The organism is Halomonas sp. Ps84H-12 (assembly GCF_024124725.1).
Classification (GTDB): Bacteria; Pseudomonadota; Gammaproteobacteria; order Pseudomonadales; family Halomonadaceae; genus Vreelandella; species Vreelandella aquamarina.
This window is the reverse complement of record NZ_JAMXSJ010000001.1, coordinates 113,564-129,748: the sequence shown is the minus strand read 5'-3', so window position 1 is coordinate 129,748 and position 16,185 is coordinate 113,564. Positions and strand designations below refer to the sequence as shown.

Here is a 16,185-nt window from a genome sequence, read left to right as displayed (position 1 = left end):
TTGGGCGGCGATTATACACGATGGGGGCTCGATGCTTCGAGTGCTTCACTCTTGGATCACCGAAAGCGGGAAGTGACGGTGGTTCAGGGCATCGTCAATGCGTTTCAGCACCAGCGGGCTTCTTAACCGCTGCGCGGCCGCGAGTGCGACGATCTCATCGCGTGTTAACCAATGGGTAGCCACAATGGCTGGGTCAATCGCCGTGGTGAGCGGCTGTTCAGGGACGCCGGTAAATCCGTGGCTATGAAACGTTTCTCCCTCTGGGGTGTGAAAAACGTACAGCCCTAAATAGCCGGTGAGCGTTACCTGCCACGCCGTTTCCTCTTGCACCTCGCGCTGTATGGCGGCTACCGGCCCTTCACCAAGTTCCACATGCCCGGCTGGCTGATTAAAGAGCGTGTGGGCACCACCTTTATCTTCTTCCACCATTAAAAAATGCTCGCCCTGCTGAATCACGCAGGCCACCGTGCTGCGAATGGTTGGCCGAACAGTAGGAGAAGGCGTATTCATTTTTTAGGGCCTCTGGATTTGGCGCTTCGTTTGGGAGCTGCTTTTGCGGCACGCGCTTTATTGGTATCTGAGCCTTTTGGTAAGGCGCTTTTCGGCTTGGCGTTTTTTGGCTTAGCCTTTTTTGGCACAGCGCGAGGCTGCTTGGCATTGTCGGGGCGCGGTGCGTGCAGGGTTTCTTTACGCCATTCTCCAGGTGCCAGGTCGCCCAGTTGCCAGGGGCCAATGGCCGCACGAATCAGGCGCAACGTGGGAAAACCCACGTGGGCAGTCATGCGGCGCACCTGGCGGTTGCGGCCTTCGCTAATAGTGAGTTCCAGCCAACTGGTAAGAGGGTGGCGCTTAGGGTCGATCGGCGGGTCACGTTCAGCAATAGCAGGCGGCGCTATACGGCGCGCTTTGGCGGGTAGGGTTGGGCCATCTTTTAACGTAATGCCTACTTTGAGCGCACGGATGGCCTCATCGGTAATGTGGCCTTCAAGCTGCACCCAATAGGTTTTTGGCTGCTTGTGTTTGGGGTGGGCAATGCGGTGAATAAGGCCCCCGTCATCACTCAGTAGCAGCAGGCCTTCAGAATCAAAATCAAGGCGGCCAGCGGCGTACACCCCTGGGGTGCGAATCACTTCTGCCAAGGTGGCTCTGCCCTGGCTATCGGTAAACTGGGAGAGCATACGGTAGGGTTTGTGCAGTAAATATAAGGTGCTCATCGTCTCACAAGCTGTCCCAAGAACTAGAGGTGGAGGATTTGTCGACAATCGCTCATGCGGTTAAAGTGCAGCGCTGGTATAATCTGGCGCAGCTGTTTGAGATGAACCGTTGGCATCGTGATGACCACCGTTTTCATCTGTCGTCATCGTTACCGCAATAACCACCGAGTGACCAGTAGTACCACCGACTGACCAAAGGGGCAGCGCATACAGGATGCTCCACCCGCTTCGCGGCATGGCTAATCGTTGAATGAGCCGCGTAGCTCAGGATTTTTTATAATCACAGCGACCGAAAAAAAGAGGTTAACGCAAAAATGTCTAAAACGCCGAAGATCATTTATACGCTCACCGATGAAGCTCCTGCGCTCGCTACCTACTCTTTGTTACCCATCATTGATGCCTTTACCGACTCTGCCGGTGTCGAAGTAGAGACCCGCGATATTTCTCTTGCTGCCCGCGTATTGGCACAATTCCCGGATATTCTGAGCGACGAGCAGCGCGTGAGCGATGACTTGGCGGAGCTTGGTCAGCTGGCGAAGACGCCTGAAGCCAATATTATCAAACTACCTAATATCAGCGCCTCTGGCCCGCAGCTAAAAGCAACCATCAAAGAGCTGCAAAGCCAAGGTTACCCGCTGCCTGACTACCCGGAAGAGCCGAAAAACGACGAAGAAGCCTCCGTTAAAGCGCGTTACGACAAAGTCAAGGGCAGTGCGGTAAACCCGGTGCTGCGCGAAGGTAACTCCGACCGCCGCGCGCCGAAATCGGTCAAAAACTACGCTCGCAAATACCCGCACCGCATGGGTGAGTGGAGCGCTGACTCTAAGTCCCATGTGGCTCATATGAGCGAAGGCGACTTCTACGGCAGCGAACAGTCGGCGGTGATGGAAAAAGCCGGCACGCTGAAGATTGAGCTGCAGCAAAAAGATGGCACCAACGTGGTGCTAAAAGAGGGTCTTGCGGTACAAGCAGGCGAAGTCATTGACGCCGCCAGCATGAGTAGCCGCCGTCTGCGCAGCTTTATTGACAGCCAAATCAGCGATGCCAAAGAGAGCGGCGTGCTGTTCTCGCTGCACTTGAAAGCCACCATGATGAAGGTCTCCGACCCAATCATGTTCGGTATCGTGGTAGAAGAGTTCTATAAAGAGGTGCTGGAGAAGCACGCTGACGTGCTGAAGAGTGCTGGCTTCAACCCGAACAGCGGTATCGGCGACCTTTACAGCGCTATTGAGAAGCTGCCCAGCGACCAGCAAGAGGCGATCAAAGGCGATGTAGAGGCCCTTTATCAAACTCGCCCGGCCATGGCGATGGTGAACTCCCATAAAGGCATCACCAACCTGCATGTGCCCAGCGACGTGATCATCGATGCCTCTATGCCGGCGATGATTCGTGATTCCGGCAAGATGTGGAACGCGAATGACGAGCTGCAAGATGCGAAGGCTGTTATCCCTGACCGCTGCTACGCCACCATTTACCAGGCGGTGATCGAAGACTGCAAGCAGCACGGCGCGTTCGATCCGACCACCATGGGCAGCGTACCTAACGTGGGCCTGATGGCGCAGAAAGCCGAAGAGTACGGCTCTCACGATAAAACCTTCCAAATGCCTGCCGACGGGACTGTCGTGGTCACCGACGATTCAGGCCAAACTGTGTTTAGCCACACGGTAGAAGCAGGCGATATCTGGCGTATGTGCCAGACCAAAGACGCGCCGATTCAAGACTGGGTGAAGCTGGCCGTTACCCGTGCCCGCGACAGTGGTGCCCCGGCACTGTTCTGGCTCGACGCTAACCGTGCCCACGACGCGCAACTGATCAAGAAGGTCGAGACGTACCTGAAAGATCACGACACCGCTGGCCTGGATATCCGAATTCTCGCGCCGGTCGATGCAATGAAGGTTTCTTTGGAGCGTATCCGTAAAGGCGAAGACACCATCTCCGTCACTGGTAACGTGCTGCGCGATTACCTCACCGACCTGTTCCCGATCATGGAACTGGGCACCAGCGCCAAGATGCTCTCTATCGTACCGCTGATGAACGGTGGTGGCCTGTTTGAAACCGGCGCTGGCGGTTCTGCACCTAAGCACGTTCAGCAGTTCCTGGAAGAGAACCACCTGCGTTGGGATTCGCTGGGTGAGTTCCTGGCCCTGGCGGCGTCGCTTGAGCACCTGGGCAGCACCTTCGGTAACGCCCGCGCGACGCTGTTGGCAAAAGCGCTGGATGAAGCCAATGGCAAATTCCTCGACAGCAACAAGTCGCCATCGCGTAAAGTCGGCGAGCTGGATAACCGTGGCAGCCACTTCTACCTAGCAATGTACTGGGCAGAAGCACTGGCCGCTCAGGGCCAGGACGCCGAACTGAAATCCCTGTTTGGTCGTCTGGCAGAGACGCTGCAAGCCAACGAGAGCACCATCGTTGATGAGCTGAACAGCGTGCAGGGGCAGCCGGTGGATATCCAGGGATACTTCCACCCCAACCGTGAGCTGGCCAGCCAGGCCATGCGCCCGAGCAAGACCCTCAACGACGCGCTGGCCATGGTGTCCAAAGGCTGATCATCCGCTGAGCCGTCGCGCTTCAACGGCTGATCGATCCCTCGCCCGCCTTGCGGGCGAGGGATTTTTATTCTCTCCTGTGTGATAATTTTTTACCTTTCATGAACCCTTGTTGATGGCAGGCGTCTTATACATAGGTGTACAGTCTGTAGAAGCCTGGACTGTAAAAGCCTCGTCTTTGAATTGATCCAAGGCCCTGACTGTCAGCAGCAAGAAGATGATGCACGTGACTTATGCCTAATACATACCCTCTGGACGTGATCGCGACTCTGCAGGCAGGCATGACGCGTCCAGGCATGCCAGAACACGATGATGACTTAGCGGTGCAGTCGGCCGAGCCCGCGCTGGCACAGCCGCCTTTATATAAAGTGGTGTTGCATAACGACGACTACACCCCCATGGAGTTTGTCGTTGAAGTGCTGCAAAGCTTTTTTAATATGGATAGCGAAAAAGCCGTGCAGGTGATGTTGGCGGTGCACACCCAGGGGAAAGCCACCTGCGGCATTTTTACCCGGGATATTGCTGAAACTAAAAGTTATCAAGTGAATGAGTATGCCCGTGAATGTGAGCACCCGCTAATGAGTGACATCGAAGCTGCTGATTAAGCCTATTTAAAATGAGTAACGTTGAAAAAAAGTAGCGCAGGGGCTTGCAACCACGCCATTTGTACCCGATGTTGAAAGTGCCGGTCGATTAAACTGATCCGACGCAAGCCCTAGGTGTCGATATACCCTAGGTAGTAGCGAAAAGGGGACTGCCATGCTGAGCAAAGAACTTGAACTGACCCTGAACACGGCCTTCACCGTGGCTCGCTCAAAGCGCCACGAATTCATGACTGTAGAGCACCTGCTTCTGGCGCTGCTAGACAATGCCTCTGCGGTGGATGTGCTGAAGGCGTGTGGGGCAAACCTCGACAAGCTGCGGTCCGATCTGCAGGATTTCATTAACTCGACCACACCGCTGATCCCAGAAGGTCAGGGTGACCGTGAAACTCAGCCAACGCTTGGTTTCCAGCGCGTGCTGCAACGTGCTGTATTCCATGTTCAATCTTCCGGTAAAAGCGAAGTGACTGGCGCTAATGTGCTGGTGGCCATCTTTTCCGAGCAAGAGAGTCAAGCGGTTTACTTCCTTAAACAACAAAGCGTGGCGCGGGTAGACGCGGTGAACTACATCGCCCACGGAATTTCTAAAGTCTCTGGTCATGGCCCGTCGCCATCACCTTCCTCTCAAGAGAGTGACGACGCAGAAGAGGGGAGCGCTGAAGGTGCTGCTCATCCGCTGACCGGCTACGCCACCAACCTCAATGAGCAGGCACGTCAGGGTAAAATCGACCCTCTGATTGGCCGCGACCATGAACTTGAGCGCGTTGTGCAAATTCTGGCCCGCCGTCGTAAAAATAACCCACTCCTGGTGGGTGAAGCGGGTGTGGGTAAAACCGCTATTGCCGAAGGCTTAGCCAAGCGCATCGTCGAAGAAGACGTGCCGGAAGTCATTGCCGACGCGGTGGTTTACTCACTGGATATGGGCGCACTACTGGCAGGCACCAAGTACCGTGGCGATTTCGAAAAGCGCCTCAAGAGTCTGTTAAGCGAGCTGCGTAAACAGCCCAATGCCATCTTGTTCATCGATGAGATTCACACGGTCATTGGCGCGGGCGCTGCCTCGGGCGGCGTGATGGACGCTTCCAATCTGTTGAAACCGCTGCTCTCTTCAGGCGAGCTGCGCTGCATTGGTTCGACCACGTTCCAGGAGTTCCGCGGAATTTTCGAGAAAGACCGCGCCTTGGCACGCCGCTTCCAAAAGGTCGACGTGCTGGCACCGTCCGTTGAGGACACCATCAAGATTCTCAAAGGGCTGCGTTCGCGCTTCGAAGAGCACCACGAACTGAAATACACCGACGGTGCGTTGGAAAGTGCGGCCCGGTTGGCGGATCGCTACATCAACGATCGCTTCCTGCCCGATAAAGCGATCGACGTGATCGACGAAGCGGGTGCGCATCAGCGGATGCTACCCCCTGAGGTACGTGCTACGACGATCGATGTGGAGCAGGTGGAAGCCGTGGTGGCCTCCATTGCACGCATTCCGCCGAAGAGCGTCTCGAGTTCGGATCGTAAACAGCTCGAGAAGTTGGACCGCGACCTGAAAATGTTGGTGTTTGGTCAAGATGAAGCGATCGATTCACTGTCGGCGGCCATCAAGCTCTCCCGGGCGGGCCTGAAATCTCCCGATAAGCCCGTGGGCAGCTTCCTGTTCGCAGGCCCGACTGGGGTCGGTAAAACGGAAGTAGCCAAGCAACTGGCGCATATCATGGGCATTGAGCTGGTGCGTTTCGATATGTCGGAGTACATGGAGCGTCACACCGTGTCGCGTTTGATCGGTGCGCCTCCAGGCTATGTGGGGTATGACCAGGGTGGGCTACTGACCGAGGCCGTCACCAAACAGCCGCACTGCGTGCTGCTTCTCGACGAAATCGAAAAAGCGCATCCAGAAGTTTTCAATCTGCTGTTGCAGGTCATGGATCACGGTCGTTTGACGGATAACAACGGCCGCGAGGCAGACTTCCGCCATGTGATTTTGATCATGACCTCGAACGCTGGGGCGGAGCAGGCATCGCGTCGCTCTATCGGTTTCCAGAGTCAGGATCACTCGACGGATGCGATGGAAGTGATTCGTCGGACCTTCTCGCCGGAATTCCGTAACCGCCTGGACGGCATCATTCAATTCCATGCGCTGCCCACGACGGTGGTGCGCAACGTGGTCGATAAGTTCTTGATCGAGCTTCAAGCGCAACTAGACGAGAAGCGCGTGCAGCTGGATGTAGACGACGTCGCCCGGGATTGGCTAGCAGAGAAAGGCTACGACCCGGATATGGGGGCAAGGCCGATGGCTCGCTTGATCCAAGAGAAGCTCAAGAAGCCACTCGCAGAGATGATTCTGTTTGGAGAGCTGGCCGAGCACGGTGGTATCGTCCATGTTAGCCTGGAGGAGGGAGAGCTTCATCTTTCGACAGAGTCGGAAATGGCAGATGCGCCCTGAAAAGGGCGCTAAGATGACCGACAAGCAGTAATGCATACTCGCTAGCACGCACAGCGCCCTGTCTTCGACGGGGCGTTGTCGTTTCCAGGGGGCGGCGCCGTCGTTACGCGGTGCTACTAATAGCCGTGGGACGCGATCTGTGAGCAGACGTTGCTTGAGGGCACACTCAAGGCTTAGCGCGAGCGATAAACGATACGGCCTTTGGACAGGTCGTAGGGCGTTAGTTCTACCTTGACCTTGTCGCCAGTCAGAATGCGGATATAGTTTTTACGCATTTTGCCAGAGATGTGAGCGGTCACAACGTGACCGTTTTCCAGCTCAACCCGGAACATGGTGTTGGGAAGGGTATCAACAATAACGCCTTCCATTTCAATATGATCTTCGCGTGCCATATAGGCAGATCCTCACTTATTTTACATCGTGGTTGGTCGAATGGTTGTTTCAATAAGCGTTGGCACAAACCTGCTCGCCTAAGAAACAGCGCTATATTGTGCCGTAAGCCCGCCGTCAAGGCAAAAAAGCTGACCAGTTTAACGAATTATAGGTCGCCAGTGCCGCCCATCCAGCAGTTCAATCGGTGAAAAAGCTTGCTTGTAGCGCATCTTACGACACTCCTCAATCCAGTACCCGAGATAAAGGTGCGGCAGCGCTTTTTCTTGGCAGAGCGCAATCAACTTTAAGATAGCAAAGGTGCCCAGCGAGCGCTTTTCAAGCGACTCATCCACTTTGAAAAACGTATAAATGGCCGAAAGACCATGCTCTAGCTGGTCAAACGCTGCCACGGCCACCAGTTCGCCCTCTAGATACATCTCTAGTAGGTGTGCATAGGGCTCTTCTAGCGTTAAGAAGGTACGGTATTGGTCGCGGCTAGGGGGGTACATATCGCCATCGGCATGACGCTGACGAATATAGTCGGCGTACAGCGCATAGTGGGCCGCGTCGAAGCGTGCGGCAATCACTCGGGTTTCAATATCGGCATTGCGTCGCCAAAGTTTGCGCTGGGTGCGGTTGGCGCTAAATTCGTCTACTGGAATGCGTACCGAACGGCAGGCATTGCAACCCTCGCAGTGAGGGCGGTATAAGTGGCGTCCGCTGCGTCGAAAGCCAAGTAGAGACAGCGAGTCGTACACCCCAGGCACCGGCGACTCCTGAGGATCCAGAAACAGTGTTGTTGCCTCTTTGCCAGGAAGATAGCTGCAGGCATGAGGAACGGTTAGGAAGAAGCGCAAATCCCGCACAGGGCGGCGAGGAGCGTTACTACTCACGGCTTGCCTCCTTGGTGAAAAACGGCGCGGTCACTCTGCTTCAGCGCCTGAGGGTATCGCCGCCAGCCATGGTGAGGCAGGCACGGATGGCGTCTGATGGGCAGGTGGTAAGCGAAAAGCCTTTTCTGGCAACCATTGTTCAAGGTAGTTGATGAACGTGCTACGGGCGACTGTTGTCGCACCCAGGCTGGCTAAATGCGGCGTGTGCATTTGGCAGTCGATGAGTTCACCACCATGGCGTTGCATGGCGCCTGCCAAGTAGGCCAGCGCAATTTTGGAAGCGTCGGGTTGACGTGAAAACATCGACTCACCAAAGAACACTGGCCCCATGGCCAGCCCATACAGCCCGCCGACCAGCTCGCCGTCACGGTGTACCTCAATGCTGTGGGCGATGCCAAGTTCGTGAAGGCGCTGATAGGCACGACGCATATCCGGGTTAATCCAAGTGCCCGGTTCATTTTTACGGGGAGCAGCACATGCCTCAACGACCTGGATGAACTGTTGATCTAGTGTCACGCTAAAGCCACCATGTCGCAGCCGTTTAGCTAGACTGCGGCGTCGTTTAAACTGAGCAGGCAGCAGTATCATGCGCGGGTCAGGGCTCCACCATAAAATGGGGTCCTTGTCGCTATACCAAGGAAATATCCCTTTCCGGTAAGCGTCTACCAGCCAGGCTGGTGTAAGCTCTCCACCGGCGGCTAGGAGGCCGTTGGGAGACTCCAATGCCTGTTCGGTAGATGGAAATGAAGGGTGTGGCGATGAGAGCCAAGGTAGCATCGCTTGCTCCTGTTGCTGATAGCTTCTATAGAAGCGCTGTGACGGCGGAAGGATGCTCGGTATGATGCAAACTCGCAAGTGGATTAAAGACACCGTGTGGTGTAAAGGGAGAATCGCTTGAAAGTAAATAAGGCGGTAGACAAGCGAACGCAGCGACAGTCGCGTCAGTCACCATCTAGTTCTAATTCATCGACGCGGGTGAATGCCGCAAAGGATAAGGCGCGCCGGTTTGGCTTGCGCCTGCAAGGATCCGCCCGTGAAGGGGTGGTGGTTGTGATGCTGGCGCTCTGCGTCTTTTTGCTATTGGCGCTGTTTAGCTACCATCCAGCCGACCCCGGCTGGTCGTACCAAGGGCCTGAAACCGATGTGCGTAACTGGATGGGCCCGGTTGGTGCATGGCTGGCCGACGTGCTCTATTCACTGCTCGGGGCCAGTGCCCTGTGGTGGCCGGGAATGTTTGGTTACGCCGCTTGGTGGCTGATGCGCTCACGCCAGGTGCGTTTCGAGCTGGATCCGGTGGCCATTGCCGTGCGCGCAGGCGGTTTGGTGTTGCTAATGTTCGGTACGACCATGCTGGGCGCACTGCACTTTTATCATCCAGATAGCATTCTGCCCTATGCCTCAGGCGGTATTTTAGGCGAAGGGCTCGTCGGTACGCTGAAACCGTTGGTGAGTAGCGGCGGTGTGGGCTTGATTGCCGCCGCGCTAATTCTGATTGGCTTCCCGTTATTCAGCGGCATGTCATGGTTACAGGTGGCCGATGAAGTTGGACGCAAGCTGTGCCGTATCGGCGGATGGTTTAGCGCTCGCCGTGCTAAAGGTCGCGAAAAGCGTGCTGAGCGCGCTGCCGTGCGTGCGGCTGCTAAAGCGGCGTCTAAAAAAGTGAAGCAGCGCTCCTGGGCAGAGCCTAGCGATACCAGTACGGACGCTGTAGATGAGAAAGAAGAGACGCCAGCCGTCAATGCTGCACCTCGCGCCAGTGAATCGCCTGCGCCGCAGGAGCGCCCTGCCGTTAGTGAGCGTTCACCATCAAGTCGTCGCGAGCGGCGTGAGCCAAGCTTCTCAGCACCTGCAGAAGAGACGCAAGAAGAGACATCTGCTGCGGATACCTCCATTCCTTGGGAGGCAGCCACTGTACTGAGCGAACGCCATGGAGCGAAGCCGCAAAGCACCTCAGAGCCTCGGACGGCCGCGCCAGAAGCGACTCCGCCAGCGCCTGCCAAGACGCAGGAGCCAGAAGCGCCCAGTGAACCACTAATGTCGTTATCCGCTAAAGAACCGGAGCCAACGCAACAGCCTGAGTCTGCAGTTGAAAAAGTTCCAGCGCCTAAGCCTGAAACACCTGCGCCAACTGAAACACCCGAGCCGGTACCTACCCATGAATTGGGTAGCAATAAACCGCTGCGGGTTGAAGATGAGCAGGAGCGTGAGCTCTATGCAGCTTCTGTACCGCTGCGTGCAACGCGCGATGAGTGGGAACCGGAAGCTACTGAGCCATCAGCATCCACCGCGTTTACGAGCCGCCCAGAGCCGGAGTCAGAGCACCCCGAACCAGTCACGCTGCGCAGTGAAGACAGCCAGCCAGCCTACCAAGCCCCCTCCATAGCGGCTGAACCGCGCCGGGAGCGAGTGCCGGAAGTAGTGCCAGAGCCAGTGTGGGATGACGAAGATGACGATGAGTTATCCGTCAGGCCTGTCGCATCTACTACTGCCAGCTCGCGCCATGAGCCAACCTTCTCTACCGAGCAAGTTGAGGAGGAAGCGGATAACGGCCCCACGCTGTGGACGGTGGAGCATCTGCAGAGCCAGCGCCCAGCGTTTGAAACGCTTCCAGAGCCCGAGGGCGAGGTGCCCAGCCTACAGCTGCTCACACCGCCGGAGCCGCATCAGCCGAACTACACGGATGAGCAGCTGGCCGATATGGCGGAACTCCTGGAAGTCAGGTTACGTGAATACGGTGTAAAAGCTGAAGTGGTCGATACGTGGCCGGGGCCGGTCATTACACGTTTCGAGATCAAGCCTGCTGCCGGGGTGAAGGTTTCCAAAATCAGCAATTTGGCGAAAGACCTTGCTCGTTCGCTGATGGTGAAAAGCGTTCGCGTAGTAGAGGTCATTCCCGGTCGGCCAACGGTGGGGATCGAAATTCCTAACCCGCACCGCGCGATGATTCGCCTGCGTGAAGTGATCGACTCTGACCGCTATCAGCAGGAGAGCTCACCGCTAACGATGGCGCTGGGCCAAGATATTGGCGGTGGGCCGGTGGTCGCGAACCTAGGCAAAATGCCCCACCTGCTGGTGGCCGGTACGACCGGTTCGGGTAAATCGGTGGGGGTCAACGCGATGCTGATCTCCATGCTGCTCAAGGCTAAACCCGATGAGCTCAAGCTGATCATGGTCGACCCCAAGATGCTGGAGCTATCGGTGTATGACGGTATTCCGCACCTGCTGGCGCCGGTGGTCACCGATATGAAAGAGGCGGCCAACAGCCTGCGCTGGTGCGTGGCGGAAATGGAGCGTCGCTATAAGCTGATGGCGGCGATGGGCGTACGTAATATTGCCGGCTTTAACGCCCGCCTAGACGAAGCCGAGCGTGCCGGCGCCCAGGTGGCCGACCCATTATGGGAGCCGCAGCCCTGGGAGATGCACCAAACGCCGCCGGTGCTGGAGAAGCTGCCCTACATCGTGGTGGTCATCGATGAGTTTGCCGATATGTTTATGATCGTCGGCAAAAAAGTCGAAGAGCTAATCGCACGTCTGGCACAAAAAGCGCGGGCTGCCGGTATTCACCTGATTCTTGCCACCCAGCGTCCATCGGTGGATGTGGTGACTGGTTTGATCAAGGCGAACATTCCTTCGCGAATGGCCTTCCAGGTCTCCTCGCGAATCGATTCGCGTACCATTCTGGATCAAGGTGGGGCAGAGAGCCTGCTGGGACATGGGGATATGCTCTACCTGCCCGCCGGTTCCGGGCCGCCTAATCGGGTTCACGGTGCCTTCGTGGACGACGATGAAGTCCATCGGGTGGTCGATGATTGGAAGCGTCGCGGCGAGCCTGAGTACATTGAGGAGATTCTTTCCGGCGGTGTTTCTGCGGATGCACTAACTGGGCTTGAAGCGGAAGGGATTGATGGCGACGATGCCGAGCAGGATGCGCTTTACGATGAAGCGGTGCAGTTTGTGACCGAGACCCGTAAGGCCTCGATTTCTGCCGTGCAGCGGCGATTTAAAATTGGCTATAACCGAGCGGCACGCTTAGTTGAAGCCATGGAGGGCGCAGGCGTTGTCTCCTCTATGGGCACCAACGGTGCTCGCGAAGTGCTGGCACCGCCGCCGGTTGGTCACTAAGCGTGGCCTCACCAATCATGCAATAAGCGTGAAAGTCGCGCCGCAGGCGAAACCCTGCGGCGCTTTTTACGTCTGAGAGGCATACGGAACGTCTTATCGCTCCTTGCCTCGTCCGCTATTCGGCAATGAATGCCTAGGGAGAAAGAACATGCGCGAACCCTCTAACCGTCGCTCACCTGCGTTGGTACTTGCCGCCAGTGCGCTCGGGTTAACCTTTGCTGCACCGATGACAGCGTGGGCCAATGAGGCCGCAGAGCGGCTTACCGAGCGCTTGGATCCTCTGGAAAACTACCACGCGACTTTTGAACAGCAGATTCTGGATGGTGGCGGTGAGCGTCTTCAGAGTGCCCGTGGGGAAATGTGGTTATCGCGCCCGGGTATGCTGCGTTGGGAAGTTGAAGCTCCGTACTCGCAAACCGTGGTCTCTGATGGTGAAGATGTCTACCTTTACGATCCAGATCTTGAGCAAGTGACCGTGCAAGCGATGGATGACCGTGTTACCCACACGCCCGCGCTATTGCTGTCAGGTAGCGCCGATGAGCTAACCGCCAGCTACGATGTGTTTTACGAGCAGCAGGACGGCGATGACGTGTTTACGCTGATTCCTACGCTGGCAGACACGCTATTTGAAGAGCTGAGCATGGTCTTTGAAGGTCAGATCCTGACCGAGCTGTGGATGATGGACAGCACTGGCCAGCGCACCGCCATCACCTTCAGCGACATTACTCGCAATGGCAGCATTGATCGTGGCCTATTTGATTTCCAGATTCCTGAAGGCACCGACGTTATCCGCGAAGAGCTTTAAATCTCTGGCGGTTACTTCACCGTGCTAACACAGTTTATCAGGCACTTTAGGGTGCCTGATCTGCTTCCTGATCCCGCTGCTCCCGCCACGCCATGATTTCCCCAAACCGCTTCTCCTGGCCAAACGGACTCGGCTCGTAAAAGCGTGTTTTCGGCACGCCTTCCGGCCAACAGTCGTGAGCGCTGCCCGCTGGATAGCCATCCGCTTCGTTATGAGCATATCGGTAGCCCTCGCCATGGCCTAGCTGCTCCATCAGTTTGGTAGGTGCGTTGCGCAGGTAGGTGGGTACTTCCACCTGGGACTGCTGCTGGACAAACTGCTGGGCGCTTTTCCAGGCCCGGTCAATGCGGTTACTTTTAGGTGCCACTGCCAGATGAATCGCTGCATGGGCAATCGCCCGTTGGCCCTCATAATCGCCCAGGCGCAAATAGGCATCCCAGGCGGCGATGACGAGCGGTAGGGCGCGCGGGTCGGCATTGCCTACGTCTTCCGAGGCAATGGCGGTTAAGCGCCGCACGATATCCAATGGGTCGCCGCCGCCCTGGATAAAGCGCGCCATGTACAAAAGTGCGGCATCAGGGCGCGACGATCGGATCGATTTATGGATGGCGGATAGCAGGTCATAGTAAGCATCGCCTTGCTTATCAAACGCGCTGGACTGATGGCCGACTACATCCGCCAGTACCGCTTTGCGTAGCACCTCGCGACCATCTTGCTGTTCGGTAAAATCACAAGCCGTTTCCAGTAGCCCTAAGGCTCTCCGGGCATCCCCCGCGCTAGCATGGGCGAGGGCTTCCAGTACGCCAGGCTCTATGTCAATTGGTCGCTTGCCCAGGCCGCGCTGGTCATGTGCCAATGCTTGCTGCATCACCTGAATGAGCTCTTGCTGGGTTAGTGGCTTTAGCACATAAACACGCGCGCGTGAGAGCAGCGCTGAGTTCACCTCGAAGGAGGGGTTTTCAGTGGTGGCGCCAATCAGCGTTAACAGGCCGGACTCCACATGAGGCAGCAGGGCGTCCTGTTGGCTCTTGTTCAAACGGTGAATCTCATCTAAAAAGAGAAGCGTGGGCGAGGAGCGCTGGCGAGCGCGCTCTACCACCGCACGAATCTCTTTTACGCCAGCCATCACCGCACTTAGGTGCTCAAGATGCGCTTCAGATGCACGTGCTAACAGCTCTGCCAGGGTGGTCTTGCCTACGCCCGGTGGCCCCCACAAGATCATAGAGCGCACTACGCCCGACTCCGCCATGCGGCGCAGCGGTTTGTCCGGCCCCACAAGCGCCTGCTGGCCAATGTAGTCATCAAGCGTCAAAGGGCGCATGCGAAAGGCAAGCGGAGCGTCTTCACCTGGAGTGGCTTCAAAAAGATCCATATAAACTTCCGTTGTAAATCGGGGCGTTGGACAACTAACGCTTAATAAGTGTCTGTGGTAAATAGGGTAACGTCAGACTACCTTGTGGCATAACGATAAGAAGCGCCCACCAGCGTTAGTCATCATAGAGGCGCAAGGCAAGGATTAACGCTAGTGTAGTAGAACCCAGCTCATGATTGTGTGCCTAATGCTCTGTAGGGAGAACGGCAGGCACAACACTTACGAAGGAGACGGCACGATGTTAAACCAATTGCGTCTAGATCATGCCAACATGGCGCGAATGCTCCATGTGCTGCAGTTAAAGCATAAAACCTTGGCCAACGGCGAGCGGCCCGACTTTCAACTGATGCGTGAGGTGGTCGATTACATTTTGTCCTACATGGATGGTTTTGCTACGCCCCTTGAGCGCATCTGCGTTGAACGGCTCAAAACCCAGGCTCCAGAGCACCTCCCACTGATGGAGCAAATGACTAACGACTATCGCGAGCTAAAGCCGCGCTTAATGCGTCTGTCCCAAGATATCGATATGATCCTGATGGATAACATCCTGCCCATGGATCGCTTTGCCGAAGATCTCAAAGCGTACCTGGAAGCCCACCGCGGCTATCTGCGCCACGAGCGGGAGGGGCTTTTCCCGCTGATCGACCAGCATTTCAACGAAGAGGATATGGAGGAGCTGCGCCAAGCGCTGCCCGAAGGCGCTGAAAAAGAGCTGGAGCGCCTGCAAATGGCCTATCCAGAGCTATACGCTGAACTGTGCGGCGCAGAGGTTCCAGTGCTATAGCGCTTTCCTGCCACTCTTTCAACCGTGAACCCTTTTGAGCCTAACGGGGCGTGTTAAACTAACGCCCCGTTTTTATGGGCGGCTGGCGGGGTAGTGAAGCACAGGACCCGCCTAAGCAGTGCGGGTATTAACGCCTTGGTTTCAAGAACGCTGGTTTCAAGAACGCTGGTTTTAATAGCGTGGGTTTCAATATAACGGACTGGGTAGGTGGGGGTAATGTCAGGGCCTATACTGATTTTTGATTCCGGCGTGGGCGGGCTTTCCGTTGCCCGTGCGCTGCGCCAGCACTATCCATCGGCTGCCCTGTGCTACGCCTGCGACAACGCTTGGCTACCTTACGGCCTGCGCGACGATGCGACCCTCGCTAAGCGGATTGTGATGGTTTGCCAGGCGGCAGTCCAAGCGTGCCAAGCCAGCGTGCTGGTGGTTGCCTGTAATACTGCCAGCACCCTTGCCCTAGAAGGGCTGCGCCAAACGCTCTCAATTCCTGTCATTGGTACCGTGCCCGCGATTAAACCGGCAGCGCTGATGAGTACATCGCGCCATATTGGCTTGTTGGCGACGACGGCTACGGTGAATCGCCCCTATACCCAGGGGCTAATCGACAGCTTTGCCAGTGACTGCGTGGTGACCAAAATAGCGGCAGATGCCCTGGTTACCGAAGCTGAAGCGTGGCTAGCCGGAACGCCGCTCAACGCACCGCGCATTCAGCAAGCGCTAGCGCCGCTATGGCAAGCCACCCTAGAGAGCCCCGCGCTAGATACTGTCGTGCTTGGCTGCACTCACTTTCCGTTGCTGCAACCACTATTAGTCACGCTGGCACCAGCGCCTATCACATGGGTAGACTCCGGTGATGCCATTGCCCGCCGGGTGGGGCAGGTGGCCACTACCCTGGTGAGCAGTGCACACGATGGCCGTTGCTTCACCACGGCGCCTGCTCAGGCGCTTACCGATGGCTTCGCCCGCTACGGCTTTCACGCACCACAGCCGCTCGCACTGCCCGATGCCTGCTAGGCAGCCGGTGCATAAAACGTTTTT

14 protein-coding genes are annotated in these 16,185 nt (G+C 56.6%); 8 read left to right on the top strand and 6 right to left on the bottom strand.

Annotated elements, in window-relative coordinates; all coding sequences use genetic code 11:
- Positions 1–45: 45 nt before the first annotated feature.
- Together NH344_RS00660 and NH344_RS00655 are read right to left on the bottom strand one after the other, a co-directional pair.
- Entirely contained in the window at positions 46–510 is a 465-nt protein-coding gene (locus NH344_RS00660) for an NUDIX domain-containing protein (RefSeq protein WP_044627801.1), read from the bottom strand.
- Entirely contained in the window at positions 507–1,214 is a 708-nt protein-coding gene (locus NH344_RS00655; protein WP_082051380.1) for a pseudouridine synthase, read from the bottom strand. Before NH344_RS00655 ends, NH344_RS00660 begins: the two co-directional genes overlap by 4 nt.
- Positions 1,215–1,252: 38 nt before the next feature.
- Between NH344_RS00655 and NH344_RS18220 the strand changes: the two genes are divergently transcribed.
- From NH344_RS18220 to clpA, 4 genes are all read left to right on the top strand, one after another.
- On the top strand, positions 1,253–1,375 hold the full coding sequence (locus tag NH344_RS18220; RefSeq protein ID WP_266100062.1) for a hypothetical protein: 123 nt from the start codon (positions 1,253–1,255) through the stop codon (positions 1,373–1,375).
- Between the two features lie 153 nt (positions 1,376–1,528).
- Complete coding sequence (locus tag NH344_RS00650) at positions 1,529–3,763, top strand: NADP-dependent isocitrate dehydrogenase (protein WP_089675193.1); 2,235 nt, start codon at positions 1,529–1,531, stop codon at positions 3,761–3,763.
- 296 nt (positions 3,764–4,059) lie between these two features.
- Entirely contained in the window at positions 4,060–4,368 is a 309-nt protein-coding gene (gene clpS / locus NH344_RS00645; protein WP_089675197.1) for an ATP-dependent Clp protease adapter ClpS, read from the top strand.
- A 154-nt stretch (positions 4,369–4,522) separates the two neighbouring features.
- A complete protein-coding gene (gene clpA, locus NH344_RS00640) occupies positions 4,523–6,799 on the top strand; it encodes an ATP-dependent Clp protease ATP-binding subunit ClpA (RefSeq protein ID WP_058576915.1) in 2,277 nt (758 codons plus the stop codon).
- 173 nt (positions 6,800–6,972) lie between these two features.
- Here the strand turns inward: clpA and infA are convergent, their stop codons facing one another.
- The 3 genes from infA to aat form a co-directional block, all read right to left on the bottom strand.
- The gene (gene infA, locus NH344_RS00635; protein ID WP_007111068.1) at positions 6,973–7,191 is read right to left on the bottom strand and encodes a translation initiation factor IF-1; all 219 of its coding nucleotides are present in this window, start codon (positions 7,189–7,191) and stop codon (positions 6,973–6,975) included.
- Positions 7,192–7,329: 138 nt separating this feature from the next.
- Entirely contained in the window at positions 7,330–8,064 is a 735-nt protein-coding gene (locus NH344_RS00630; RefSeq protein WP_044627798.1) for an arginyltransferase, read from the bottom strand.
- A 30-nt stretch (positions 8,065–8,094) separates the two neighbouring features.
- Positions 8,095–8,841, bottom strand: a complete 747-nt coding sequence (gene aat, locus NH344_RS00625) for a leucyl/phenylalanyl-tRNA--protein transferase (protein WP_044627797.1) — start codon at positions 8,839–8,841, stop codon at positions 8,095–8,097.
- Between the two features lie 117 nt (positions 8,842–8,958).
- Here aat and NH344_RS00620 point away from each other — a divergent pair, with 117 nt between their 5' ends.
- Both NH344_RS00620 and lolA read left to right on the top strand, forming a co-directional pair.
- The gene (locus tag NH344_RS00620) at positions 8,959–12,186 is read left to right on the top strand and encodes a DNA translocase FtsK 4TM domain-containing protein (RefSeq protein ID WP_253027377.1); all 3,228 of its coding nucleotides are present in this window, start codon (positions 8,959–8,961) and stop codon (positions 12,184–12,186) included.
- Between the two features lie 148 nt (positions 12,187–12,334).
- Positions 12,335–12,991 (top strand): outer membrane lipoprotein chaperone LolA, encoded by a 657-nt coding sequence (gene lolA, locus NH344_RS00615; RefSeq protein WP_044627795.1) that lies wholly within the window; start codon positions 12,335–12,337, stop codon positions 12,989–12,991.
- Between the two features lie 46 nt (positions 12,992–13,037).
- Here the strand turns inward: lolA and NH344_RS00610 are convergent, their stop codons facing one another.
- Positions 13,038–14,363, bottom strand: coding sequence for a replication-associated recombination protein A (locus tag NH344_RS00610; protein ID WP_044627794.1), 1,326 nt, complete (start codon positions 14,361–14,363; stop codon positions 13,038–13,040).
- 238 nt (positions 14,364–14,601) lie between these two features.
- On the opposite strand from NH344_RS00610, the gene NH344_RS00605 reads away from it, so the two are divergent.
- Entirely contained in the window at positions 14,602–15,147 is a 546-nt protein-coding gene (locus NH344_RS00605; protein WP_044627793.1) for a hemerythrin domain-containing protein, read from the top strand.
- A 216-nt stretch (positions 15,148–15,363) separates the two neighbouring features.
- The gene (murI, locus tag NH344_RS00600; RefSeq protein WP_044627792.1) at positions 15,364–16,161 is read left to right on the top strand and encodes a glutamate racemase; all 798 of its coding nucleotides are present in this window, start codon (positions 15,364–15,366) and stop codon (positions 16,159–16,161) included.
- Positions 16,162–16,185 lie beyond the last annotated feature (24 nt).

Bases quoted from the DNA above. Each gene is read 5' to 3' on its own strand.
- NH344_RS00660 (WP_044627801.1), bottom strand. From the start codon at position 510: ATGAATACGCCTTCTCCTACTGTTCGGCCAACCATTCGCAGCACGGTG.
- NH344_RS00655 (WP_082051380.1), bottom strand. From the start codon at position 1,214: ATGAGCACCTTATATTTACTGCACAAACCCTACCGTATGCTCTCCCAG.
- NH344_RS00650 (WP_089675193.1), top strand. From the start codon at position 1,529: ATGTCTAAAACGCCGAAGATCATTTATACGCTCACCGATGAAGCTCCT.
- clpS (WP_089675197.1), top strand. From the start codon at position 4,060: ATGCCAGAACACGATGATGACTTAGCGGTGCAGTCGGCCGAGCCCGCG.
- clpA (WP_058576915.1), top strand. From the start codon at position 4,523: ATGCTGAGCAAAGAACTTGAACTGACCCTGAACACGGCCTTCACCGTG.
- infA (WP_007111068.1), bottom strand. From the start codon at position 7,191: ATGGCACGCGAAGATCATATTGAAATGGAAGGCGTTATTGTTGATACC.
- aat (WP_044627797.1), bottom strand. From the start codon at position 8,841: ATGCTACCTTGGCTCTCATCGCCACACCCTTCATTTCCATCTACCGAA.
- lolA (WP_044627795.1), top strand. From the start codon at position 12,335: ATGCGCGAACCCTCTAACCGTCGCTCACCTGCGTTGGTACTTGCCGCC.
- NH344_RS00610 (WP_044627794.1), bottom strand. From the start codon at position 14,363: ATGGATCTTTTTGAAGCCACTCCAGGTGAAGACGCTCCGCTTGCCTTT.
- NH344_RS00605 (WP_044627793.1), top strand. From the start codon at position 14,602: ATGTTAAACCAATTGCGTCTAGATCATGCCAACATGGCGCGAATGCTC.
- murI (WP_044627792.1), top strand. From the start codon at position 15,364: ATGTCAGGGCCTATACTGATTTTTGATTCCGGCGTGGGCGGGCTTTCC.